This window comes from Brevibacterium iodinum ATCC 49514 (genome assembly GCF_900169265.1).
GTDB lineage: Bacteria > Actinomycetota > Actinomycetes > Actinomycetales > Brevibacteriaceae > Brevibacterium > Brevibacterium iodinum.
On record NZ_FXYX01000011.1, the window covers coordinates 61,259 to 86,293 of the forward strand.

20 protein-coding genes are annotated in these 25,035 nt (G+C 65.9%); 13 read left to right on the forward strand and 7 right to left on the reverse strand.

The window, feature by feature from the left end; all coding sequences use genetic code 11:
- Positions 1-16: 16 nt before the first annotated feature.
- Positions 17-2,281 (reverse strand): protein kinase domain-containing protein, encoded by a 2,265-nt coding sequence (locus tag BI49514_RS09270; protein ID WP_101546271.1) that lies wholly within the window; start codon positions 2,279-2,281, stop codon positions 17-19.
- Positions 2,278-3,417: a lytic transglycosylase gene (locus tag BI49514_RS09275; protein ID WP_101546272.1), complete on the reverse strand. Its 1,140-nt coding sequence runs from the start codon at positions 3,415-3,417 to the stop codon at positions 2,278-2,280. Before BI49514_RS09275 ends, BI49514_RS09270 begins: the two co-directional genes overlap by 4 nt.
- A 129-nt stretch (positions 3,418-3,546) precedes the next feature.
- Between BI49514_RS09275 and BI49514_RS09280 the strand changes: the two genes are divergently transcribed.
- Positions 3,547-3,897: an Rv2175c family DNA-binding protein gene (locus BI49514_RS09280; protein WP_101546273.1), complete on the forward strand. Its 351-nt coding sequence runs from the start codon at positions 3,547-3,549 to the stop codon at positions 3,895-3,897.
- Positions 3,898-3,998: 101 nt separating this feature from the next.
- Here BI49514_RS09280 and BI49514_RS09285 read toward each other — a convergent pair whose 3' ends face one another.
- Together BI49514_RS09285 and BI49514_RS09290 are read right to left on the reverse strand one after the other, a co-directional pair.
- The gene (locus BI49514_RS09285) at positions 3,999-5,297 is read right to left on the reverse strand and encodes a polyprenyl synthetase family protein (protein ID WP_244195126.1); all 1,299 of its coding nucleotides are present in this window, start codon (positions 5,295-5,297) and stop codon (positions 3,999-4,001) included.
- Positions 5,294-5,839: a hypothetical protein gene (locus BI49514_RS09290; RefSeq protein WP_244195125.1), complete on the reverse strand. Its 546-nt coding sequence runs from the start codon at positions 5,837-5,839 to the stop codon at positions 5,294-5,296. The genes BI49514_RS09285 and BI49514_RS09290 overlap by 4 nt, the downstream gene beginning before the upstream one ends.
- Positions 5,840-5,899: 60 nt before the next feature.
- Between BI49514_RS09290 and dinB the strand changes: the two genes are divergently transcribed.
- The 3 genes from dinB (at position 5,900) to BI49514_RS09305 (ending at position 8,437) form a co-directional block, all read left to right on the forward strand.
- On the forward strand, positions 5,900-7,135 hold the full coding sequence (dinB, locus tag BI49514_RS09295; protein WP_101546275.1) for a DNA polymerase IV: 1,236 nt from the start codon (positions 5,900-5,902) through the stop codon (positions 7,133-7,135).
- Between the two features lie 131 nt (positions 7,136-7,266).
- The gene (locus BI49514_RS09300; RefSeq protein ID WP_101546276.1) at positions 7,267-7,674 is read left to right on the forward strand and encodes a DUF3040 domain-containing protein; all 408 of its coding nucleotides are present in this window, start codon (positions 7,267-7,269) and stop codon (positions 7,672-7,674) included.
- A gap of 49 nt (positions 7,675-7,723) precedes the next feature.
- Complete coding sequence (locus tag BI49514_RS09305; protein ID WP_101546277.1) at positions 7,724-8,437, forward strand: YdcF family protein; 714 nt, start codon at positions 7,724-7,726, stop codon at positions 8,435-8,437.
- 124 nt (positions 8,438-8,561) lie between these two features.
- On the opposite strand, the gene BI49514_RS09310 is transcribed toward BI49514_RS09305, so the two are convergent.
- Genes BI49514_RS09310 through BI49514_RS09320 form a run of 3 tightly spaced genes read right to left on the reverse strand, consistent with a single transcriptional unit; the run spans position 8,562 to position 13,346 of the window.
- Positions 8,562-11,096: a transglutaminase TgpA family protein gene (locus BI49514_RS09310; protein ID WP_101546278.1), complete on the reverse strand. Its 2,535-nt coding sequence runs from the start codon at positions 11,094-11,096 to the stop codon at positions 8,562-8,564.
- On the reverse strand, positions 11,093-12,352 hold the full coding sequence (locus BI49514_RS09315; RefSeq protein ID WP_101546279.1) for a DUF58 domain-containing protein: 1,260 nt from the start codon (positions 12,350-12,352) through the stop codon (positions 11,093-11,095). The genes BI49514_RS09310 and BI49514_RS09315 overlap by 4 nt, the downstream gene beginning before the upstream one ends.
- A 4-nt stretch (positions 12,353-12,356) precedes the next feature.
- Positions 12,357-13,346 carry an AAA family ATPase gene (locus tag BI49514_RS09320; protein ID WP_101546280.1) on the reverse strand — a complete coding sequence of 330 codons (990 nt, stop codon included), beginning with the start codon at positions 13,344-13,346 and terminating at the stop codon, positions 12,357-12,359.
- A 459-nt stretch (positions 13,347-13,805) separates the two neighbouring features.
- On the opposite strand from BI49514_RS09320, the gene mraZ reads away from it, so the two are divergent.
- The 9 genes from mraZ (at position 13,806) to ftsW (ending at position 25,034) form a co-directional block, all read left to right on the forward strand.
- Positions 13,806-14,237 (forward strand): division/cell wall cluster transcriptional repressor MraZ, encoded by a 432-nt coding sequence (gene mraZ / locus BI49514_RS09325; RefSeq protein ID WP_039208349.1) that lies wholly within the window; start codon positions 13,806-13,808, stop codon positions 14,235-14,237.
- A 165-nt stretch (positions 14,238-14,402) separates the two neighbouring features.
- Positions 14,403-15,365, forward strand: a complete 963-nt coding sequence (rsmH, locus tag BI49514_RS09330; protein ID WP_180954373.1) for a 16S rRNA (cytosine(1402)-N(4))-methyltransferase RsmH — start codon at positions 14,403-14,405, stop codon at positions 15,363-15,365.
- The gene (ftsL, locus tag BI49514_RS09335) at positions 15,362-15,928 is read left to right on the forward strand and encodes a cell division protein FtsL (RefSeq protein ID WP_101546282.1); all 567 of its coding nucleotides are present in this window, start codon (positions 15,362-15,364) and stop codon (positions 15,926-15,928) included. Before rsmH ends, ftsL begins: the two co-directional genes overlap by 4 nt.
- A gap of 75 nt (positions 15,929-16,003) precedes the next feature.
- Positions 16,004-17,785, forward strand: coding sequence for a peptidoglycan D,D-transpeptidase FtsI family protein (locus tag BI49514_RS09340; RefSeq protein WP_101546283.1), 1,782 nt, complete (start codon positions 16,004-16,006; stop codon positions 17,783-17,785).
- Positions 17,785-19,356: a UDP-N-acetylmuramoyl-L-alanyl-D-glutamate--2,6-diaminopimelate ligase gene (locus BI49514_RS09345; RefSeq protein WP_101546284.1), complete on the forward strand. Its 1,572-nt coding sequence runs from the start codon at positions 17,785-17,787 to the stop codon at positions 19,354-19,356. The genes BI49514_RS09340 and BI49514_RS09345 overlap by 1 nt, the downstream gene beginning before the upstream one ends.
- 1 nt (position 19,357) lies before the next feature.
- Complete coding sequence (locus BI49514_RS09350) at positions 19,358-20,824, forward strand: UDP-N-acetylmuramoyl-tripeptide--D-alanyl-D-alanine ligase (RefSeq protein WP_101546285.1); 1,467 nt, start codon at positions 19,358-19,360, stop codon at positions 20,822-20,824.
- The gene (gene mraY, locus BI49514_RS09355) at positions 20,821-21,909 is read left to right on the forward strand and encodes a phospho-N-acetylmuramoyl-pentapeptide-transferase (RefSeq protein WP_101546286.1); all 1,089 of its coding nucleotides are present in this window, start codon (positions 20,821-20,823) and stop codon (positions 21,907-21,909) included. Before BI49514_RS09350 ends, mraY begins: the two co-directional genes overlap by 4 nt.
- Entirely contained in the window at positions 21,902-23,422 is a 1,521-nt protein-coding gene (murD, locus tag BI49514_RS09360; protein WP_244195124.1) for a UDP-N-acetylmuramoyl-L-alanine--D-glutamate ligase, read from the forward strand. Before mraY ends, murD begins: the two co-directional genes overlap by 8 nt.
- A 1-nt stretch (position 23,423) precedes the next feature.
- Positions 23,424-25,034, forward strand: coding sequence for a putative lipid II flippase FtsW (ftsW, locus tag BI49514_RS09365; RefSeq protein ID WP_101546287.1), 1,611 nt, complete (start codon positions 23,424-23,426; stop codon positions 25,032-25,034).
- Position 25,035: the final 1 nt, after the last annotated feature.

Consider the following 25,035-nt stretch of genomic DNA (forward strand, 5'->3'; position numbering starts at 1 on the left):
GCCTGACCGACGAGTCCTATTTGTCTTTGTCGTCGTCCTTCTTGTCGTCAGACTTCTTGTCCTTGGAATCGCTCTTCTCGTCCTTCTTGTCATCCTTCGAGTCGGAGTCTTCTTTCTTCTCCTTGCCCTTGGACACGCGGACAATGATGAGAGAGTTCGCGGGCTTCGCCTCGGTGCTCTTCGGGAACTGCGAGACGACCTTGCCCTTGGGCACGTCGTCGGAGAACACCTCGTCCTTGCCGACGCGGAATCCGCGCTTGGCCAGGGTCGCATAGGCGGCGTCGAAGGTCAGCCCCTCGACGTTGGGAACCGGGATCGGCGCGACGCCCTTGGACACGACGAGATCGATCTTCTCGCCCTTCGACAGCTTGGTTCCGGCCTTCTGCGATGCCGAGATGACGGAGTCCTTGGCGACAGTGTCGCTGTACTTCTCCTCTACCTTGCCGACCTCGAGGTTGACCTTCTTCAGCGCGGCCTCGGCTTCGTCGCGGGTCGTGCCCTCGAGCTTCGGAACCGCGAACTTCTCCTCACCCTTGGACACGACGACCGTGACGGAAGAGTCGGGGGCCAGCTCCGCACCACTGACGGGTTCGGTGCCGATGACAGTCCCGGCGGGAACCTTGTCGTCGAAGACCTCTTTGGGCTCGGCCTTGAGATCGTTGTCCTCCAGCTGCGAGGTGACTTCACCGACGGGCTTACCCGCCAACTCACCGGGAACGATGGATTTCGGTGTAGGCAGGTTCGCCACCACGAACCAGGCGACGAGAGCGAGCACGGCAACCACGGCGACGAGTCCCGTGAGGACACGACGGCGGCGACGTCGAACGGGAGATGCCCCCGCCGAGGCGGCCGCAGAGCCGGCGACCACCGCAGCCTTATCGTTGCGGTCGGAATCCGAATCCTTCGACACCGGTTCGTCGTCGGAGTCCTCTCGATCAGCGGAACCTTCCGAAGCGTCAGAATCAGCTGAATCGGCGGCAGCGCCTGCGGCTTCCGCACCCGTCGTGTCTGCGTCGGGGGATTCCGAGGCGGCACCGGCACCGGCAACCGCGGCACCGGCTACTCCGACTCCGGCCGCAGCGACGGCGGCCGCGCCGTCAGCACTGTCCGCGTGGTCGTGATCACCACGATCGGCGTCATCGGAGTCGGCGTCATCGTCAGGATCAGAGTCGTCCGATTCGGTACTGTCGACCCCGTCGGCATCGTCGCGGGAAGCTTCTGCGGCAGCCGCCTCGGCGGAGGACTCGTCGTCATCGGCATCGTCGGGACCGGCCGCACCTGCGTCCGTCTCGGTGTCGTCCTCTTCGCCTTCGAGATACGGGATCTCGTCGGTGCGGGAGCGCTTCTCCTTCGGCACCTCTTCGCCGAGGTCGATGCTCACGGTGAGCACGGGGGAGTGCTCACCGGTGGCGATCTGCGGATCTCCGAGGTCGAGCTCGGCCTCGGACATCTCCGCACGCGCTTCCGCCAACGCTGAGCGGAATTCGGCGGCATCGGCAGGTCGGTCCTCGGGGTCCTTCGACGTCGCCCACAGCACGAGCGCGTCCAGGCGCGGACTCAGGCGGGTGACGATGTCCGACGGCGGCGGAACCGTGTCGTGGACGTGACGGTACGCGACTTGGATCGGGACGTCGTCGGTATACGGCTGGGCACCGGTGAGCATCTCGTAGAACATGATGCCGACCGTGTACAGATCGGTGCGGGCATCGGCTCCGGCTCGGGTGACGAGTTCGGGAGCAACATAGCCGACCGTGCCTATAAGGGTCTTGGTCGTCGTTGCCGTGGTCACGGCACGGGCCAGACCGAAGTCGGCGAGCTTGACCTGACCGTCGGTTCCCAGCAGCACATTGTCGGGTTTGAGATCGCGATGGATGATCCCGGTCGAGTGCACGGCCTCGAGCGCGGCGAGGATCGCATCGAGGACGACGATCGCCTGTCTGGGCGTGAAGGTTCCGCGGTGCTTGAGCTCGCGGCGCAGCGTCACCGACGGCAGGTACTCCATGACGAGGTAGACGATGTCGCCGTCGCGCGCCTGATCGTGGATGGCCACGAGGTTCGGGTGGGTGAGCCGACCGGCGTTGATGGCCTCCCGGCGGAAGCGTTCGACGAAGGTGTCATCGGAGATGAGGTGCTCATGCATGACCTTGATCGCGATCTCTCGGTCGAGTCTCAGGTCGGTGCCGCGGTAGACCATGGCCATGCCGCCGCGGGCGATCTTGGCATCGATGCGGTAGCGGTCATTGAGCACCGTGCCGATGAGGGGATCTCGGCGGGCGGTCACAGGGCCTCCTCCAAACGCGCACGCTGCAGCTGGACGGCGCGGACGAAGGCCTTCGTCTCCGGCAGCAGTCCGTCGGCCCGAACCGAGCGCAGGTCCTGGTAGTAGCCGGCGATGGCTTCGTTCTCCGATTCGGCGGTTTCGATGAGCCAGCCGAGGATGACGGTGCCGGCGACGATATTGTCCTCGATGTCGAGCAGGTCGAGTCCGCGACCGACGATATCGGACGCCCAGCGACCGGATCGGGGAGTGATCTGCATGATCCCGATCGCGTTGCCGGCCGAGACCGTCGTGTGCTGGAAACCGGATTCGGCAGCGGCGACGGCCTGCATGAGGGCGGGATCGGCACCGAGCTCGACAGCCAGCGAGGCGACGAGCAGCTTCGCCTGAGCCGGGGCCGGATGGCGGCGGTGCAGCAGAGTGTATTTGTTCAGTCGCGCCGCGTGGAGCACCGAGGGGCGGATGCCCTCGACCTGCGCGCTGGCGGCAACGCGGGGGACGTCGCTCGGCGGTTCGGCCGGGGTGCGACGCGGGCGGGCCATCGACGGACGCAGCAGGAGGAGTTCGCCGACCGTGATGAACGAGTCATCGCCCATGGCGTTGGCCTGCCGCAGGGTCGCCGGCGAGATTCCGTGCCGCGCCGCGATCCCCTGCAGGGTGTCACCGGGGGCGACGACATGCGAAGGGTCATCATCGGGCAGATCGTTCTTCTCCGGCAGGGACAGGACCTGCCCCTGGTGGAGGTTCTGACGCGGCGAGATGCGGTTGAGTTCGGCTAACGCGGGCACTGAGACGCCGTGTTTGCTGGCCACACCGTAGAGGGTGTCGCCCTGCTTGACCTTGTATGTGCGGCCGCCATGGGTGACGGGAACGGTGGCACTCGCGGTGCCCGAGATCCACTGTGGAGCGGTGCTCGAGGTGGCTGCGTCCTCGTCAGCGGAGCGACGGTCGGATGTGTCCTCAGCGCCGTCATCGGACTGATCGTCGGGGGATTCGGTGGTGGGGGCCACCTCGGTGGGGGAGTCGTTTTCGGGGTCGACCCGTTCGGCTCCTGGGATCGGACCGGTCGAATTCACCTTCGATGCGGCGCGGATGTCAGGAGCGGCGGTGACGGGCCTGTGCCGTCGCGGTCGTGTCATCTGTCACCTGTTGACTTCATGTCGAGTGGGGAAGCTACGGTCTCCAGCCTAACGAGTAGCCGGGCTCGACCCGAGCATTCGGCACCGCATGGCGGGGTGTTTCTGCCGAATATTGCTACGCTTGGGGGCGTGAATACCGAAGAACTCGTCCAGGACTGGGCCCCGCTGCCCGACATCGCAGAGCTCACCGGGCTCGGCATCTCCCAGGTGCGGAGGCTGCTCGAAGACGGCGCCATCTGCGGAATCAAGATCGGCAATCCGAAGGTTCTGCGGGTTCCGTTGGCCTTCTTCGTCGACGGCGAGGTCGTCAAACCTCTCAAAGGCACCCTGCACACCCTCTATGACGCCGGATTCGACTACGAAGAAGCCATCGTGTGGCTCTTCACCCATGATGAGTCGCTGCCCGGCCGACCCATCGACCTGCTTCGCTCGGGTAACAAAAAGGAAGTGCGCCGCCGCGCTCAGGCTCTCGCGTTCTGATCTGCGCGGGCTCGAGGAGAGCAGCGCAGCATCCTTGAGGTGAGCAGCGTTTGACGTGGTCAACGCGGCACCCTCGAAGGGAGCAGACATGCTCGCCGGCCTCAGCTGGAGCGGTAGCTCAGGGCTTTCGCGAATCCCTTGAGTCGCTCCTGTGCGGCCGATCCGATGCGCACCTGCGCCGAGGCGGTCGACCCTGCCGCTGAACCTGCATCGGCATCGGCTTCTGCCCATGTATCGACCATCGTCGCTGCGTGGGCATGCTTGTCCGCGATGAAGGATTCGACGGCGGCGAGACCGCCCGAGTCCGTGATCATGTCAACGCATTCGGCCACCTCGGCGTCGCTGAGATCCGGATCGCCCAATCGCGCGGCGAGGATCTCGAGCCGGTCCGCCGAGATCCGGGCCGCGGTCTCGGCGATGAGCACGGTCCGCTTGCCCTCCCGAATATCGTCGCCGGCGGGTTTGCCTGTGGCCTCGGGGTCACCGGCGATTCCGAGCACATCGTCGCGCAGCTGGAACGCCTGTCCGAGGGGAAGGCCGAAAGCGGAGATCTCCTGCAGCTGCGCACCATCCGCTCCGGCCAGGGCCGCGCCGAGGAGGAGCGGCTGCTCGACCGAATACTTCGCCGACTTGAAGCTCAGCACCTCCCATGCGCGTTCGGCGATCCGATCGTCGCCGAGGGGGATCACCTCGGCGAGTACGTCGAGGTACTGGCCGACCATGACGTCTCGGCGCACGGTTGCACGCAGTTCGAGGGCGGCGCGGCTGTTGCCCAAGGCCTCCTGCGAGCGTTCGAAGAGCTCCTCGCTCAGCGCCAGGCAGATATCGCCGATGACGATGGAAGCGGAGACGCCGAAGGACGCGCCGTCGCCATGGAAGCCGGAGCGCTGATGGCGGGCCTCGAACTGTCGGTGCAGGGCCGGCCGGCCGCGACGGGTGTCCGAATTGTCGATGACATCATCATGGATGAGCGCGGCGGCGTGGAGGAGCTCGAGCGAACCGGCCGCCTGCGCCAGACCCGCGGTGACGTCGGCTGCGGAGCCGGCTGTCCGGTCGGCTGTGGGCCCGCCTGCCTCGCCGGCGCGGACGTCACCGCCGGCGAGCTGGAAGCCCCACCACAGCAGGACGGGGCGGATCCTCTTGCCGCCGCGGGTGAACTCGATGAGCGCCTCGCCGATCGCTGTCGCATCGAGTGAGATCGCCTCGAACTCGGCAGCCTTCTCAGCGAGGAAGGCCTCCAGTTGGGCGGACACCTCGGCAGCGATGGACTCGGGAGAGGAGAGGGACTCGACGAGGGTGGGAAGGGCATCGGCCGAGCTGGGCGCGGTGGACGGGACGGGAGTGTCGGACGGGGCGGGCTCAGGGGCGTCGCCGGTCATCCCTGATCTGTGCGAGGTCATGAACCGATGTTTCCGCCGACGGTCACGATCGAATTCGCCTTGTCCTCCGAATCCTCGGCGACCGTGACGACGAGGACGCTGTCATTGTCCTTGTGCTTGAAGTTGACCACGCGGGCGCTCTTCGTCTTCACCTCTTCGCCGAGGCGTTCGAAGTCCGCCTTGCCGAGCTCCTTCTCGTAGAACTCGAAGATGTCCCTGGCATCGGCCTTCGCCTTGACGACGAGGCTGACCTGCTCGGGCAGCTTCTTGTCCTTGTCGTTGTGAGCCTTCACGCTCGACGCCGAGAGCACCGCGGAATCCGGGTACGGCTTGATGTACTCGGGCAGATCCTTCACATCGTTCGATGTATCGGGGTCCGAGCCTGTGGCCTCGGTCGATGCTTCGGCCGAGGCGGACTCGGACTCGGCCGGGGACGCGGAGGCCGAGGCCTCCTGAGAAGCCGAAGGGGTCGATTCGGCCTTGTCTCCACCGTTTCCCGAGCAGCCCGCGAGAGCGAGCGCGGCAAGGATGGGCAGTGTCATGACAGCGGTGCGCGATACCATGCTTCAAGAGTACCTGGACAGTTCGGCGGAGCCGAAAGGAACAAGCGCGAGGGGCAGGCGATGAGTCGGAAGCAGCTGGCACGATCCGGAGGTGATCTGAGCCGCCTGGGCACGGACGACACCGGTGCCACCATGCTCCACCTCGATATGGACTCGTTCTTCGTCTCCGTCGAGCTGCTCAGTCGCCCGCATCTCGTCGGCCGCCCCGTCATCGTCGGCGGACGCAGCGGTCGCGGAGTCGTCGTCTCGGCCAGCTATGAAGCCCGCGAGTTCGGAGTGCATGCCGCGATGCCGATGTCGCGGGCCATGAACCTGTGCCCGGTCGCCGAGGTGATCCCACCTTCCCACGGCCTGTATTCCTCGTACTCCCGCCAAGTCTTCGATCTCGTCGCCGAGGTGACCCCCGACGTACGGCAGGTCAGCGTCGACGAAGCCTATATCGACGTCTCCGGAGCCGTGCGCCGACTCGGCTCCCCGGTGGAGATCACCAGGCAGCTGCGCGCCCAGATCCGGGAGCGCACCGGTCTGAGCGCCTCGGTCGGCATCGCCGTCAGCCGCGTCGTGGCCAAACTCGCCTCGACGAGAGCGAAGCCGAACGGCCAACTGCTCGTGCCCGCGGCCGCGACCCAGCAGTTCCTCGACCCGATGCCGATCGAAGCCCTGCCCGGGGTGGGGGAGAAGACGCAGGAGGGCTTCTTCCGCTATGGAATCCGCCTCATCGGCGACCTCGCCGCAGTCGACGAGGATTGGGCCGCCCGCGTCTTCGGTGCGCACGGCCATCAGCTGTGGCGGGCTGCCCACGGTCAGGACTCGTCCGGTTTCGACCATCAGGCCAAGGAACACTCGATCAGTGCTGAGAACACCTTCGGCGAGGACATCTGGGACGTCGCCGTTCTCGAACACGAACTGCTGCGCCTCGCCGACAAGGTCGCCTACCGTGTCCGTGCAGAAGGAAAGGTCGCCACAAGCCTCGGACTGAAGTACCGCCTCGGCGATTTCACGACTCTGTCGAGATCTGTGACTCTGTCGGCGCCGACGGATCTGGCCCGGGAGATGTACGAGGCGCTGCGCCCGGCTCTGCGCAAGCTGCGCGAGCAGCGCTCCCAGGGAGTCAGGCTGCTCGGCGTCCGAGCCGCCGGCCTCAGCGATTTCGCCGTCACCGGACGGCAAGCCACCTTGGACGAACCAGTTCATTCCGGACGCGAAGCCGAGGTCGCCCTCGATGAGGTGAGGCGGCGATTCGGCAGCGAAGCGATCTCCCAGGCCTCGCTTCTGCGCAAGCGCCCCGAGGCCTGAGAGCGGGTGAGCGGGAGCACAGTCTGAAGACCCCGTGGGAATCCGGCTCCTGACGGCCCCCGGAGATGTTTTTTCGGCCCTCAGAGACTATGATTGGGAGAAAGACCTGGGAAGCGAAACGGGGGTTCGAGATGCCACTCTCCGATCACGAACAGCAGCTGTTGGATCAACTTGAGAAGCAGCTGCGCAGTGAAGACCCTCGTTTTGCCCGGAATATCTCGGAAACCCAGGCCGCTGCCACGGGTCCCGGGTTCTCGGCGAAGCGCTTCGTCCTCGGCATCCTGATCGCCCTCGCCGGGCTGGCCGCGACGATCCTCGCGATCTCGCTCGTCTCCAGCTCCGCCTGGTGGATCGCTCTCGGCGTCGTCGGCTTCGGCCTCATGGTCACCGGAATGTACTGGGCGTTCAGCCGTCCCGGCCAGGTGCACACCACTCAGACGGACTCCCGGAACTCCGGAGCGAAGACCGGTGCCAAGGGCAACTCCGGATTCATGAGCCGAATGGAAGACCGGTGGGAGAAGCGCCAGCGCGGCGAATGATCCTGCTCAGGGCGATCAAGGCACTCTCGACATAAGGGTGCCTTTTTCAATGCCGGTCCGCGTACTCGCCGGTACTGTCCTTGGCGTTTTTGCCGGCGTCTTCGTCTTCGCCGAGGCGGCCCACTGTCGATCGGGCCGTCGTCGGCTGGGAGACTGTGATGCCTCTGGTGGCCGGCGATCACGGAGCGTTCGACGGTCGAGTCCAGGCGTTCGGGCCCCGGCCGCGGCAGGCAGAGACGAGAACACAGCCGACAGCGACCAGATCATCATCGTCCTCGGATATGCCAACCGCGGTCAGCGACCGAACGGAATCAACCGGTTTAGGGTCCGCGCGGGTCTGCGGTCGATCGATCCGGCAGCCCGGTCGACTCTCCTCATCTTCTGCGGAGGGGCCGTCACAGGACGAACACCGGAGGCCCTCATCCTCGAACGCTTCGCCCGGGACGAACTCGGCTTCACCGGCCGAACTGTGCTGGAAGGGCAGAGCACAACGACGTGGGAGAACATCGCCAACGCGATCCCCATCATCGACCGCGAACTCACCCCGGCCACAACGATCAGCATCGTCTCGAACTCCCATCATGCCGAGAAAGCCCGTGACCACCTGTGGCAGATGCGCCCGGACCTGGCCCGACGACTGGTCCGCGGGGGAGACTACCGGTTCGGAGAACATCCGCTGGTGAAGCCCATCGCCGCCGTGCGCGGCCTGCTCGCCCTGCGTGCACTCGATCAAGAGAACGCGAAACACGCGGCAGGGCACTAAGGTCCCAGACTCTCGCACTGAGCGCCCAGACTCTCCGAGACAGCGAAGAGTCTGGGCGCTCAGGACCGCCTCTTCGCACATCGACCAGGGTCGACAGGTATCGACCAGAGTCGTCAGCTCATCGTCATTTCGGACGATTGAACAGGCTGGCAGGCCAGATCTTCGCAGAGATCCGGCTGCCCGGCGTGGCCCGCTCCGACAAGTCCGTACTGACCTCGTCGACGAGCGCCTGCACCTCCGAGTCATCGAGCGACTCGGGAGCGGCACCGTAGCGCTGAGCTTCGAGAGCATCGACGAACGCTCCCAGCGCAGAATCATCATGACCCGACTCGGAAGGACGTGACGGGGCCGGGCTGCTCAGACGCCGCAGCCGTTCATCCGAACGATCGAACGTCGAGGAACCGGCGGCTTCTGCGCTCTGTGCGGTGGCACCGGAGCCGGCTGCCGCCTCGGCGGCGGACCTGCGCAACGGTTCGCCGGACTCCGGATCGATCTCGGGTGCCGTGGAGCCGGCATCCGCACCGGTAGAGCTCGAGGCATCCTCAGTCTCGGTCCCGCCGCCGGCAGCACCGGCAGCTCCGGCCGCGGGGGCGGCACCGGCGAGCACGAGCTCGTTGAAGCGCAGCGTCCGGCTCGAATCCAGGCTCTGCCCGTAGTCGGTGGCCAGAGCTCGGACCTCGGTCCATACCGCTTCGAGATTCTGCGGATCCTTCGTCCGGCGGGAGCGCAGGATCGACCGCCAGATCGCGGGCAGGGCAGCGAGCAGCAGCAGGACGAGCACGATGGCTGCGATGCCGAAGACAGTGCCGAAGTTCGAACCGGCCGGCTCTGCGGCCTGAGTGCTCGTCTCCTCCTCGGTGAGCTCCTCGGAGCCACCGGTCGGCGAAGCAGATTCGCTCGGCTCTTCGCTCGGGCTCGCAGACTCCGACTCGTCGCCCTCCTCCTGCTGGTCGGCGCCATCGGCGAGGGTCCACTTCGGCGGATCTCCGGCGGGACCGCCGGGGGTGGGTTCGAAGCGCACCCAGCCGGCACCTTCGAAGTAGAGTTCCGGCCAGGCATGCGAATCCTGCATGCTCACATCGACGCCGTTCTCGGATTCGTCCCCGCCGGCGTATCCGACGCCGATGCGGGCCGGAATTCCCATCGTCCGGGCCATGATCGTCATGGCCGAGGAGAACTGGACGCAGTAGCCCTGCTTATCGGCCAGGAAGTCCGAGATCGCGTCGCCGCTGGCCCGTTCGGGAGCATCGAGCGAATACTCGAAATCGCCGCCGCGGAAGTACGCCTGCAGCATGACTGCGGCCTCCCACTGGTTATCCGCATCGGCGGTGACCCGCTCTGCGGTCTCCTTCACGCTGGTCGGCAGGGAATCGGGGACGGCGAGTTCGGTCTCGAAGTCGCTCTCGGACACTGGAGTCGCCGACTGCAGATCCTCGACGTCGGGATTCGGGGACAGATAGTCCATCGAATACTGCAGTCCACCGGTCTTCTCACCGTTGCCGACGACCGTCAAGGTCTTCTCGTCGAAGATCCACCGACGACTCAGATCCTTCGGCTGCTGCGGAGCATACGGAGACGGCAGATACTGCTGGTCGTAGCTGTCGCCGACGGCGACGCTGATCGTCTGCTCCTTGAAGTTCTTGTCCCGCGGCATTCCCGCGGGCCATGGCATTCCGTCGGCGGCGATCGCGAACGGATCGAGGCTGAACGGGCTGGGTGCCCAGTTCTCACCGTCGAAGTCATCGATCGAGGTCAACCGGATCGGATCCGCGTCTGCGTCCGTCGTCTGGTAGCTGAACAGCGTCTTGTCATCCCGGTCGCCGAGGTTCTGGCGCAGGTTGAGGAATGGGTTCGTCACCGTCAGGTCGCCCTGGCCCTTCGAGGCCCGGTCGGGCAGGCTGGGCACCGGGGGCAGCAGAAGGGGCAGGCCGATGCCGATCGCCAGAGCCAGAGCTCCGGCGAGGATCGCCGTCATTCCTCCGCGCCACCGGGTCGCGGGCAGATAGGGGCTGAGCATGAGCAGCAGGAACGCCGCGAGGATCGCGACGATGTGCCACCACTTCACCTCCTGCGCGGCGAAGTAGACGGGGATCATCCACAGCACGAGCAGCAGCACACCGCCGACCTTCGGTGCCCGCAGATCCGAGACGAGGCCGTCGATGAGGATCGTGATGAGGGTGAAGGCGATCGTGAGCATCGCGATGAAGCCCGGTGTGCTCGCCGCCGGGGGAGCGGTCGCGTAGAGGTCGCTGACCCCCTCGGAGAGCAGATTGAGCACCGTTCCGAAGGACTCACCAGTCGGGATGAACCCGAGCAGAAGCGAATCCGCGGCGCAGACGATGAAGACCGCGATGAGACCGGCCACGCACTGGGCGATGACCGCGGTTCCGGTCGAGCGCAGTGCCGGAACGGTGCGGAACACGGCGCCGACGATGACGACGACGGCGACGGCGACCAGCACTGGCGAGACCCAGGCGAAGTCCTTGAACACTGCCGAGACGGCGACAGCGGTCAGGGCCATGGCGACGAAGACGACTATCGCCTCGAGCCAACCCGTGCTCGGACGCTCATCGCCCGTCGACACGGGTGCCGAATAGTCATTCGCCGGAGACTCGGAATCGACCCCGCGCGGACGTGCGTCAGGAGTATTCAGACTCATCGGCGCACCCCCTGCGGAGTCGAGCTCGCACCACCCGGAGCCGCAGACACGCTGCCGGCACCGACGGTTCCCGGTCCGGGCTCAGCCGAGGTCCGACCGGTGCCGCTGCGAGAGCGCTTGGACTCGAACGTCGTCCAGGACTCCGGCAGGTCCTCGCTGAGACCGAGCATCGTCAGATCGTCGATCTCGCTGAGAGTGCGCAGAGTCACCGGCACACGGCGGGAGAAGTGCGAGGCGAGTTCCTGCCCGCGCTGATCGCCGACGGAGCAGATGACGATGTGGTTCGGGTTGTCGTGCGCGGGCAGTTCGACCCTGCCCGGGCGCACAAGGGCGGAGAGCAGACGCAGCTTGTCGATCTCGCGGGCTCCTTTGAATCTGATCTGGTGTCCGGGAGCGACGACATTGACTTCGTAATCGGCCTTGAGGAACGCGGTTCCGGCCGCGGTCGCCGCGGCCAGCAGGAACTCGATCTCGAGGTCGCTCGGCTCCTCGGCGCCCTCATCGGCGACGAGGTCGATGAGGATGAGCGAATGGAGCGTCTCCTCATCGGCTTCGTGCCGGACCATGAGCTCGCCGGACTTCGCCGTCGAGGGCCAATGCACATGTCGGAGGTCATCGCCGGGCACGTACTCACGTGTGTGGAAGTCCCGGGTGGTGTGTCCGGTGCGGACCTTGCCGTCGTCGAGGCGGGAGGGCCGGATCGACGAATCCTGCGGGATGCGTGCAGGCAGGATCGGCACGGACACGGCCACGTGGAAGGCCCCGTGGACCTTCTTCTTCATCTTCACCAGGCCGAAGGGGCCGAACACGGTGATGAGGACCGCATCGATGCCGGAGACACCGCGGCGATTGGGGGTGAACGACGTCAGCACCGTCTGCGATGCCCCATGGGCCAGAGCCGGGACATCACCGGAGGTGGAGTCGCCGAATCCCTCGGCCGGAGTGAAATCGATCGTCGCGGCGGGAATCGCGAGCTGGCCGACATTGGTCACGCGCGCCTGGACTTCGACCTCTTTGCCTTCGGCGGCCAGCGGGTAGCGGTCTCCCGAAGGAGACAGCGCCACCTCCTGGAGGTTCGTGCTCATCGCGATCGACACCCGACGGGTGCCCCACAGGATGAGCAGCGCCGAGAGCAGGACCAGGCCGAGCAGCAGCAGACCGGCCGGCAGCAGGCCGGGCAGCGCGAAGCGGTAGGCCGTGATGATCAGGGCCGCCCCGGCCAGGACGAAGATGATGCCCGAAGTGCTCAGTCGCATGCGGTCACTGGTTCGCTGAGACGGGCACGCGGGACAGCACCCGACCGATGAGATCGGCAGCCAGGTCTGCGTCGTCTCCGTCGCGGGGGATGATGCGGTGGGCGAGGATGTACGGGGCCAGAGCCTGCACATCGTCGGGGGTGACGAAGGTGCGCCCCGACAGTGCCGCTCGGGCCTTCGCCGCCCGCAGCAGATGGACGCCGCCGCGCGGGGAGCTGCCGAGCAGGATCGCCTGATCGTTGCGGGTGGCATGGAGGATCGCCACGATGTACTCGCGCAGCTGCCGGCTCGCGGAGACATGGCGGACGATGGTGCGGGCCTGAGTGATCTGCTCGAGGTTCGTCACCGCGGCAGCGGTCTCGAGGGGATCGTTCTGGATCTGGTTGTCCAGCAGATCGACCTCATCGGACGTCGCCGGATATCCCAGGGAGATGCGGGTGAGGAAGCGGTCGCGCTGCGCCTCGGGCAGAGCGTAGGTGCCCTCCATGTCGATCGGATTCTGAGTGGCGACGACGATGAATGGCGTGGGCATCGGATAGGTCTGCCCGTCGATCGTCGCCTGACCCTCGGCCATGCACTCGAGCATCGCCGACTGCGTCTTCGGGGACGCGCGATTGATCTCGTCGGCGATGACGATGTTCGCGAACACCGGTCCCTGTCGGAACTCGAAGTGACGAGTCTCCTGGTTGAACAGGTTCACACCCACGACGTCGGTGGGCAGCAGGTCCGGAGTGAACTGGATACGGCGCACGGAACCGTCGACGACCTTGCCCATGGCACGGGCCAACAGGGTCTTGCCGACGCCGGGGACGTCTTCGAGGAGGACATGTCCGCCGGCGAGCAGTGCGATGAGCGAGAGCCCGACGGCCTCATCCTTGCCCTCGAGCACCGAGTTCATCGCGGTACGTGCCCGCGAGGTCAGATTCTGCACCCACTCGATGTGTTCGGCGCCGATCACGGAATTGGTCTGTGTACCTTCTTGGCTGGTCGACATACCCTCCATTGTCCCTTAAAGCCCGCACCCCAGCCACACGAGTTTCTTTCAGCTTCGTCACTCCCTTCTCCTCCCCACTCCCACTCCCTCCCCGAGGCGCCCCACCCCACTCCCCACCACCCTCCCCACTTTCCTCCACGCGGACCCTCCACTTTCCTCCCCACTCGCCTCCACTCCGGTGCGGGGAATCGCCTGCGATCCCTGGATTCTCGCGGATCTGCGCCGTTCTCATCGTCCTCGCCGAGGCGGCCCACCGCCTTCGCAGGCCCGCCGTTCTTCCCTCATCCGACACTCCCGCGACGCGGCTTCGAGAAAGTTTACCCACTTTCCTCCACCTATCTGACCTGGGAAAACAATGAGTCAGGAGCATCAGTGGGGCGAAAAGCTGGAATATGTGGAGGGAAGTGGAGTACTGTGGTTGCTATCGGAGCCGATGGGTTTCGAAAGGGGTGAGACGACATGTTCTTGGGCACTCATATGCAGAAGCTCGACGACAAAGGTCGCCTCATCCTGCCCGCAAAGTTCCGCGAGGAGCTGTCGCCCGGACTCGTTCTTACCCGTGGCCAGGAGAACTGCCTCACCCTGTTCCCCACCACGGAGTTCGAAGCCGAGCACGCGCGAATCCAGAACGCGCCGAAGACGAATAAGGAAGCCCGCGATTACCAGCGTGTGTTCCTGTCGGCGGCATTTGCGGACCAGCCGGACAAACAGGGACGCATCACGGTCCCGAACATATTGCGGCAGTACGCATCACTCGATCGGGAAGTCGCAGTGATCGGCATGGGCAACCGAGTCGAGATCTGGGATGCACCGACCTGGGAGGACTACCTCGTCGGCGCTCAGCAGGCCTTCGCCGAACGCGAAGAGGAGGTGATCCCCGGAGTGATCTGATTCTGCTCGGGTTTGATCCTTGCCCGCCGTGCTCGAGTTTCGGGGAACTTCCCCGTTTCCGAAGCTCGGACGTCCTGACACACTTCCCCGGTGGCAGGGCCACGGCGGTCAAGGTTCTGGCTCCAGCAGCGCACCTCCGACCACCCCCGTATGAAGGACCCACGAATGACAGCTCAGCACGTACCGGTGCTCCTGACGCGCGTGGTCGAACTCATCGGCGTCGGAGTCGAAGCCGCCAGGGAGGCCGGACTCACCCCGGTCGTCGTCGACGGCACACTCGGAATGGGCGGGCACGCCGAAGCAGTCCTCACGGCCTTCGACGATGTCCACCTCGTCGGCATCGACCGTGATCTGCAGGCCATCGACATCGCCACGAAACGCCTGGCCCCCTTCGCCGACCGAATCGATATCGTCCACGCAGTCGACGACGAGCTGCCCGATGTGCTGGCCGACCTCGGCATCGCAGAGATCAGCGCGATCCTGCTCGACCTGGGAGTGTCCTCGCTGCAGCTCGACGAGGACGAACGCGGATTCTCCTACTCCCGGCCGGCGCCCCTGGACATGCGCATGGACCGCACCCAGGAGCTCACCGCCGAGAAGGTGCTGGCCACCTACTCGGAATCCGAACTGCGCCGCATCCTCCGCGAATACGGCGAGGAGAAGCTCGCCGGCAAGATCGCGAAGATCATCGTCACCGACAGGGTCGACACCCCGTGGGAGACATCGGATCAGCTCGCGGCCATGCTCTCCCGAGTGATCCCGCAGACGAAGAAGAAGTCGCATCCCGCTAAACGCACCTTCCAGGCCCTGCGCATCGAGGTCAACGACGAGCTCGGGGTGCTGCGCACCGCACTGCCGGCGGCATTGGAAGCGCTGCACATCGGGGGAGTGGCCGTCATCGAGTCCTACCAGTCGCTGGAGGACACGATCGTGAAGAAGACCTTCCGAGCGGCCACGATCTCCTCGGCACCGCCGGATCTGCCGGTCGTGCCCGAAGAGCACCAGCCCTGGCTGACCGAGATCATCCGGGGCGCCGAAATGGCTGATGAACAAGAAGCAGAGACGAACCCGCGGGCGGCAAGCGTCCGACTGCGGGCAGTGCAGAAGATCAGGGAGGCACGATCGTGAGCAATTCCTCGGCAAGAGCTGGTCAGCATAACTTCCCCGAACGTCCTCGCCGGCTCGAAGAGGCCGGTGGTCAACAGGGCGGTGCGAAGCTGCGGCTGCTCAAATTCGAACTGCCGAAGTCCCGTCTGCCCTTCTCCATGCTGTGCGTGGGGATCCTGCTGGCCACCCTCGTGGCCGTGCTGCTGCTCAACATATTCGTCGCCAACACCTCCTACAAGGTCGACCAGCTGACGAGTGAGAAGGAAGCCCTGGCCGAGCAGAAAGACCGCCTCGTCGAGGACAACTCGTACCGCGAATCCCCGCAGAACATCTCCCTGGCCGCCGAAGAGCTCGGTCTCGTCCGTGATTCCTCACCCGAGTTCCTCGATGCGAAGACCGGGAAGATGATCGACGCCCCCGGAATCGACGTCAGCGGTGAGAAAGAGCCCACAGTCGTGCCCGGCCCGCGCGCCGATACACGAGATGACATCCGACCCAATCTACGATCGGATGAGAAGCTCCCGGTCGTCGGGGGCAGCCCGAGCCAGGACGTGGCGGCTCCGAGCCAGGAGGCGCCGAAGTAGTCCGAGCTCACCGGGACCAGGGAACGGCCTGACCGAAACATTCGCCGACCACGTCAAGGACCGAGGACTCCAGCTATGGGCTCAGCCAAGACCCGACTGAAGAAGAAGCGCGAGGGCGGTGGCCCCAATCTGCGGTGGCGGATGGGCTTCATCGCCGCGGTGTCGGTCCTCGTCCTCCTCATCACCTCCGTGCGCCTCGTATCCATCCAGGGTATGGACTCGATGAAGCTGGCTGAGAAGGCGCTGTCGAACCGACTCGTCACCCGGACCCTGCCTGCCGATCGCGGACAGATTCTGGCCGCCGACGGCACCGTGCTCGCTGACAGCGTCTCCCGCTACCAACTCGTCGTCGATCAGCAGAACGTCGCCCAGTACGAAGTCGACGGCAAACTCGTCGGAGCCTGGGGCGCAGCCGAAGCACTGTCGAAGCCGCTGAAGACCGACCCTGGTGTGCTCTATCCGAAACTCGTCGGCGACAAACGCTGGAACCCCGTCGCCAAGGGACTGACCTCGGAAACTTGGAGCGCGGTGAAGAAACTCGAGGTCCTCGGCATCTCCGCCGAGGAGTACTCGGTGCGCTCTTACCCTGCCGGGGGAGTCGCCGGAAACCTCGTCGGGTTCCTCAGCTCCGATGGCACGGCTCAGGCCGGTCTCGAATCGGCCTATGACGAACAGCTGTCGGGCAAGGACGGCCAGCAGCAGTACGAACGCGGAGCACGCGGAGAGATCATCCCGCTCGGCGACAACAACATGAAGGACGCCGTTGACGGCCAGGGGCTGCAGACGACGATCGACCCGGCGATGCAGTACTACGCTCAGCAGGCCATCGAAGAGCAGCGGAAGAAGCACGAAGCCGAATCCGCCTCGATCGTCATCAAAGAGATCAAGACGGGACGCATCATCACCGCCGCGGATGCTCCCACCGTCGACCCGAACTCTCCGGGCAAGGTCGACGGGCCCGACCGCGGTTCGCGCATCTTCACCGACATGTTCGAGCCCGGTTCGACCGCGAAGATGGTCACCGCCGCAGCACTGCTGGACCAGGGTCTCGTCACTCCCGAACAGGAGTTCACCGTCCCGGACAAGTGGAAGGCACCGAACGACGAGGAGTTCCGCGACTCCCACGAACACCCCGATGAGAAGCTCACATTCGCGGGCATCCTCGCCGAATCCTCGAACACCGGCACCGTGCTGGCAGGCAAGGAACTCACCGAGGCCCAGCGCTACGAATACATGAAGAAGTTCGGCTTCGGCACCAGTTCGGGAATCGACTTCCCGGCCGAGACCTCGGGCATTCTGCATCCGTACGAGGAGTGGGACGGACGCACGAAGTACACCGTGATGTTCGGTCAGGGCGTGGCCGCGAACGCGATCCAGACCACCGATGTCATCTCCACCATCGCCAACGGGGGAGTCCACGTGCCCTCCCGCCTCGTCGACGGAATGATCTCCCCGAACGGACGCACCATCTCCACCCCCGCAGGAGAGAAGGAACGCGTCGTCAGCAAGAAAGCCGCCGACGAGACCCTGCGGATGCTCGAAGGCGTCGTGGCCGAAGGCACGGGCAAGTCCGCCCAGGTCTCCGGCTACAGGGTCGCAGGAAAGACCGGCACCGCGCAGGCGCCGGCAGCCGAGGGCGGAGGCTATGACGGATACACCGCCTCCTTCGTCGGCGTCCTGCCCGCCGAAGATCCCGAACTCGCGATCTCCGTGACTTTGCAACGTCCTCGGAACGGCTACTACGGTGGACAGGCCGCAGCCCCCGTGTTCTCCGATGTCGCGGGCTTCGCCATGCGGCATCTCAAGATCCCACCGTCGACGCAGAAGCCCGACCTGCCCGCCCGAGAATGGAAATGATGCGCTTTTCACAGCTGCTGCCGATCGCACCCGGCACCCTCCACGGTGACCCCGAGACAGAGGTCACCGGAGTCTCCCATGACTCGCGTGCGGTCTCACCCGGTCAGCTCTACGCCGCCCTGCCGGGAGCGAACGTCCACGGTGCGAAGTTCGCCCCCGAGCTGATCCGATCCGGGGTCGACGCCATCCTCACCGACGACGCCGGCTGGCAGCTCATCACCGAAGCGCTGAGCACGGACGAGGCGGACCGGGGCCTGCTCGCCGGTGTCACCGCTCTCATCGTCGAAGCGCCCCGCGCCGTGCTCGGGTTCGTCTCCGCCGCCGTCTACGGGACCACCTCGGTGCCGGAGCTCATCGGAGTCACGGGAACGAACGGGAAGACGACGACGACCTACCTGGCCGACGGGATGCTCGCGGCACTGGGCCATCGCACCGCCGTCATCGGCACGGTCGCCATCCTCATCGCCGGTGACACCGTGCCCAGCGTGCGCACCACGCCGGAGGCCCCCGAGCTGCATGCCCTGTTCAAGAAGATGCGCGCGGCCGAGGTCGACACCTGTGCGATGGAGGTCTCCTCCCACGCGCTCATCCAGCACCGCGTGGACGGGGCTCACTTCAGCGTCGCAGGGTTCACGAACCTGTCCCAGGACCACCTCGACTTCCACAACACGATGGAGGAGTACTTCGAGGCCAAGGCCCAGCTGTTCACCCGCACATTCTCCGATAAGGCCGTCATCGTCGTCGAAGACGAATGGGGCGAGCGGATGACGGAGGCCGCGCAGGTGCCCGTGCGCACTCTGGGACGCGACGACCGCAGCCAGTGGCGCATCGAACACACCCCGGGCGAATCGGACTTCGTGCTCCACCTCGACGACGGGGAGAGCATCCGGCTCCGCTCACCGCTGCCCGGCGATTTCAACGTCACGAATACGGCCCTGGCAGCCTCGATGCTCATCGAGGCCGGCGTCAGCGCCGAAGAGATCGATGCGATCGGTCGCAGCTTCGCGGCCACGGTGCCCGGACGGATGGAGATCATCGACGTCTCCGGTCCGCGGGCGCTGAGCGAATCCCACCCGGAGATCCTGCCGCGCGCCATCGTCGACTATTCGCACACCCCCGACGCGATCGCGAAGGCACTGGCGACGCTCCACGCCGACTCCGATGAGCTCATCATCGTCTTCGGCGCCGGAGGAGACCGTGATCGCGGCAAGCGCTTCGGCATGGGGCAGGCGGCGGCACGTGAAGCCGATGTGATCGTTCTCACCGACGATAACCCGCGCACCGAGGATCCCGACACGATCCGCGCTGCCGTCAGGCAGGGAATCGACGCCGAGGTGGATGCGGGACGGGCCCGTGTGAAAAAGATCATCGAGGTCCCCGACCGCGGTGCCGCCATCGACGAGGCGATTGCCGAAGCAGACGCCTCGGCGACCGTGCTCATCGCGGGCAAGGGCCATGAGACAGGCCAGACCGTGGGCACCACGGTCACCGATTTCGACGACCGGGCCAGGACACGCTCAGCGCTGTCCATGCGACTGGGCGGCGCACAACCAGGTAAAGTTCACAGATGATATGAAGCGACTGACTGCAGCCGAAATCGCAACCGCCCTGAGCGGCGAGTTGTACGGCATCGACCCCGAGACCCCATTGACCACCGGTGTGGTGACCGACTCGAGAGAAGTCGGACCCGGCGATATCTACGTCGCCCGCCGAGGCGAGAGCTTCGACGGCATCGAATTCGCCGCCGCCGCCGTCGAGGCGGGAGCGGCCCTGATCATCGGCGAATCCGTCCCCACCATCGACGACGAACCGCTGCCGGTCGTCGTCGTCGCCGATGCCACCGAAGCGCTCGGCCAGCTGGCCAAGCACAGCATCGAAGGCCTGCGCACAGACGGCGAACTCACCGTCATCGCGATCACCGGATCCGTCGGCAAGACCACGGTGAAGGACCTCGCCGCGGATCTGCTCTCGGGTGAGGCGGAGACCGTGTGGCCGCCGAACTCCTATAACAACGAGGTCGGAGTCCCGCTGACGGCTCTGCGGGCGGTCGAATCCACCCGTTTCCTCGTCCTCGAGATGGGGGCTCGGTCGATCGGCAACCTCGCCTATCTGACCAGCCTCATCCGCCCCGATATCGCCGTCGAGCTGGCCGTGGGCACCGCCCACTCCGGAGTCTTCGGTTCGATCGAGAACACCGCGCGGGCGAAGGCCGAACTCGTCGAGTCCCTGACGGCCGGATCCACCGCCGTGCTCAACGCCGACGACACCCGCGTGTCGGCGATGCGTGAGGTGCTCGCTTCGGACGTGACGACCTTGTGGTTCTCACAGCGTGAGTCCCTGCCCGAATGGGTCGGCGCCGACGATCTGATCGTGCGCGGCACCTCGGTGTCCACGGATTCCTCCGGTCATCCGACGTTCACCCTTACCCTGCCCGGTGAGGAGCCCCGCGATGTGCGCCTGGCGCTCATCGGCGAACACCATGTCGGCAACGCTCTGGCGGCAGCCGCCATCGCCCACGCCTGCGGCGTCGCGGCCAGGTCGATCGTCACCACCCTGTCGACCTCCTCGGCGGCCAGCCGCTGGCGCATGGAGCTCATCGATTCGCCGTCGGGCGTGACAGTGCTCAACGACGCCTACAATGCGAACCCCGAATCCATGCGGGCTTCGCTGAAGACCCTGGCCTCGATGGGCCGCGGTGATGAGGAGACCAGCCCGCGTCGCACCTTCGCCGTGCTCGGCGAGATGCTCGAACTCGGGTCCGATTCGGTGTCCGCGCACTCGGACATCGGCGAACTCGTCGTGCGCCTCAACATCACTCGCACCATCGTCGTGGGAGAAGGCGCGAAGCCGATCTTCAACGCTGCGAACCTCGAAGGCTCCTGGGGCAACGAGGCGGCCTGGGTCGCCACCGCGGCTGAGGCGAAAGATCTTCTCAACGCCGAACTCGCTCCCGGCGACATCGTTCTGTTCAAATCCTCCCGCGATGCCGGTCTGCGCTACCTGGGAGACGAAATCGCCGGAGTATCGGGGGCCCAATGATTGCCGTACTGCTCGCAGCCTGCCTGGCTCTCATCTTCGCCCTCGTCGGGACCCCGCTGTTCATCCGGGTGCTCGTCAAGAAGGGGTACGGCCAGTTCGTCCGTGACGACGGTCCAACCTCGCACGCGACGAAGCGCGGAACCCCGACCATGGGCGGAGTCGTCATCATCGGCGCCGCTGTGCTCGCCTACCTGCTCGGACACCTGTTCACCGGTTCCGTGCCCACGGCGTCCGGCCTGCTCGTGCTGTGGCTGGCTGCGGGACTGGCGGTCGTCGGATTCCTCGACGACTTCATCAAGATCAAGAAGCAGCGGTCTCTGGGCCTGCGCCCGATGCCGAAGCTCATCGGCCAGGCCTTCGTCGGAATCTCGTTCGCCGTGCTCGCGCTGCAGTTCCCGAACTCCTTCGGCGAGACCCCGGCGTCGACGAAGGTGTCGTTCATCCGCGACACGAACCTCGATCTCGCATTCGGCTCGGCGGTCCTCGGCCTCATCCTGTTCGTCATCTGGGCGAACCTCATCGTCACCGCAGTCTCGAACGCGGTGAACCTCACCGACGGCCTCGACGGTCTCGCCGCCGGCGCCTCGGTGGTCGTCTTCGCCGCCTATGTCGTCATCGGCACCTGGCAGTCGACCCAGAACTGCAACCTCATGTCCGAGGCCACGAACGCCTGCTACTACATGCGCGACCCGCGCGACCTCGCCATGGTCGCCGGCGCCATGGCCGCGGCCTGCTTCGGCTTCCTGTGGTTCAACACCTCGCCGGCGAAGATCTTCATGGGCGACACCGGTTCGCTGGCCATCGGCGGTGCCTTCGCCGGACTGGCGATCATGTCGCGCACCGAGCTGCTGCTCATCGTCCTCGGCGGACTCTTCGTCATCATCACCCTGTCGGTGATCATCCAGGTCGCTTCCTTCAAGACCACCGGCAAACGCGTGTTCCGCATGGCGCCCCTGCAGCACCACTTCGAACTCAAGGGCTGGGCCGAAGTGACGATCGTGGTGAGGTTCTGGATCATCGCGGCCCTCTTCGTCATCGCCGGAATCTGCCTGTTCTACGCCGATTGGGTGGCGCGCATTGGCTGATGAACCGACCACCAAGGAGATCCCGGCCGCACTGCACGGACCGAGATCATCCCTGGCAGGACTGCGCATCCTCGTCACCGGTCTCGGGGTGACGGGATTCCCCGCTGCCGTCCACCTCGGCGAACGCGGAGCCGATGTCATCGTCATCGACGGCGACGCCACCGCAGATGTGAGCGAGAAGGCGCAGATCCTCGAGGTCTTCGACGTCGACATCCGACGGGGGCCCGACCACGTCGAAGCCCTGCCCGAGGGCGAACTCGACCTCGTCGTCACCTCACCAGGATGGCGCCCGGACCAGCCCGTGCTCGCGGCCGCAGCGAAGGCCGGCATCCCGGTCATCGGCGAAGTCGAACTCGCGTGGCGGATCCGCGGCACCAACGATGCCAAATGGCTCGCCATCACCGGCACCAACGGCAAGACGACGACTACGACGATGCTCGAATCGATGCTGCTGGCCGCCGGGCTCAAAGCCAAGGCCTGCGGCAATATCGGCACCCCGCTGCTCGAAGCCGTGCTCGAACCCGGACTCGAGGTCCTCGCGATCGAACTCTCGAGCTTCCAGCTGCACTGGCAGGAGTCGATGAGCGCCGACGCCGCAGCCGTGCTCAACATCGCCCCCGATCACCTCGACTGGCACGGGAGCGCCGAAGCCTATGCGGCAGACAAAGCGAAGATCTTCCACAATGCGAAGCTCGCCTGCGTATACAACTGCGCCGACGAGGTGACACTGCACTTGGTCGAAGACGCCGACGTCATCGAAGGAGCCAAGGCCATCGGCTTCACCACCGGTGTGCCTCGCCCCGGCGAGCTCGGCGTCGTCGAGGACCTGCTGGTCGACCGAGCCTTCATTCCGCAGCGCTACTCATCGGCCGCCGAACTCGCCTCCCTCGACGACGTGGCGACGGCCACCGGCGTCGTGGGTTCGCGGCCCGCCCCGCACCAGGTTGCCAATGCTCTGGCCGCAGCCTGTCTGGCCCGCGCCATCGACGTGCCCGGTCAGGCGATCGCCGCGGGACTGCAGAACCATTCGCTCGGCGCCCACCGCATGGTCACCGTCGCCGAGGCGGACGACATCCGCTGGGTCGACGATTCCAAAGCGACGAACACCCACGCAGCGAATGCCTCGCTGGCCGCCTTCGACTCGATCATCTGGATCGCCGGAGGACTGCCCAAGGGCGCCGACTTCACCTCGCTGTTCGCCGACCACCGCGAACGGCTGAAGGCACTCGTGCTCATCGGCTCGGACGATTCGGCCTACCGCGAGGCGATCGCCGCGACCATCCCCGACCTCGAAGTCGTCCGGATCGAACCGGCCCTGGCCGTGGACTCCGGAGTCCCGAAGCGCCGCGGAGAGGCCGTCGTCGCGGCCGCCGTCGACGCGGCCGCGCGGTTGGCCGAAGCCGGAGACACCGTTCTCCTGGCACCGGCGGCCGCGAGCATGGACCAGTTCCTCAACTACAACACTCGCGGCGATCTCTTCGCCGAGGCCGTCAACTCGCACCTGGAGCGCTGAGATGGGACGGCAGACCACCGCGAAGGCGGATGAACGCCGCCGCCGCAAGCTTGCGAAGACGTTTGTCTCGGCATCCGCTCCGACGACGCCGCCGACTGCGCGGTCGACGGCCGGGACGCAGCAGACGGGTGTCAAGACCGCCCCGAAGGCGCGGTCCGCGAAGTCTGCCGGCGCAGCGTCTGCCTCGAAGACAGCGCCGACGACGACCGCAGGCAGGCGCTCGTCAGGAACCATCAGGTCGACATCTGCCGCACGCGACTCCAGACCGAAGGCGGGGGCCGCGAAGAAGCCTGCGAAGACCGCTGGGAAGAGTGCCGCGAAGGCTGCTTCGAAGAAGCCGGCGGAGTCTGCAGGGAAGAACAAGACCGCCTCGGTGCTCAAGAAGGCATGGACCCACCTGCGCGGTGACATCTCCAGCCTCTCCGCACACCCGCTGACGACCTACTTCCTCATCCTCGCCTCCGTCGTCCTGCTCACGGGACTCGGCCTGGTCATGGTGCTCTCCGCCTCATCGATCACCTCCTACGACGGGGGAGCGGGCTCCTCATTCGCCTACTTCAACAAGCAGGCGATGTTCGCCGGGGTCGGTCTCGTCCTCATGTACATCGCGAGCAGGATGCCGCTGCAGTTCTGGAAGCGGATCGCCTGGTTCGCCATCATCGGCGGACTCCTCATGCAGGCGGCGGTATTCGTCCCCGGGCTCGGCAAAGAGACGAAGGGCAATGCGAACTGGATCGGGTTCGGCGGATTCCAGATCCAGCCCTCGGAGTTCCTCAAGGTCGCCCTCGCCCTGTGGCTCGGCTTCATCCTCGCCCAGAAGGCCGGGAAGATGACCACCTTCGGCCACGCCATGATCCCCGTCGTGCCCGGAGTCCTCGGCGCCGCCGGACTCGTCGTGGCCGGCAACGACCTCGGCACCGGCCTGGTCATCATGGCCATGGCCGTCGTCTGCCTGTTCGTCGGCGGATTCCCGATGAAGTACTTCATCCTCCTGGGCGGCGTGCTCGCCGCGGCGGTCACCTTCTTCGTCCTCAGCTCCCAGAACCGTCTCGACCGCATCCAGGCGATGCTCACCGGTCACGCGGATCAGAGCGCCGCGGCCACCATGGGCCAAGCCTGGCAGTCCAACCACGGACTGTTCTCGCTGGCCTCCGGCGGATGGCTCGGGGTCGGGCTCGGCGCCAGCCGTGAGAAATGGTCCTGGCTGCCCGAAGCCCACAACGACTTCATCTTCGCCATCATCGGAGAGGAGCTGGGCCTCGTCGGCACCCTCGTCGTCATTCTCATCTTCGCCGTCCTCGGCTTCGCCATGGTCCGCGTGGTGATGCGTTCGAACAGTCTCATGGTCCAGGTCGCCACTGCCGGCTTCTTCGCCCTCATCATCGGGCAGGCCGGAATCAATATCGGCGTCGTCACCGGACTGCTGCCGGTCATCGGTCTGCCGCTGCCGTTCGTGTCCTACGGCGGCTCCTCGATCATCGCCTCTCTCCTCGCCGTGGGAGTGGTGCTGTCGTTCGCTCGCACCGAACCGGGCGCCGAGGCGGCCATCGCCGCCAACAAGGATCGACTGCGATCCTCACTCGCCGTGCTTGCCCGCAAGAAAAGGAAATGAG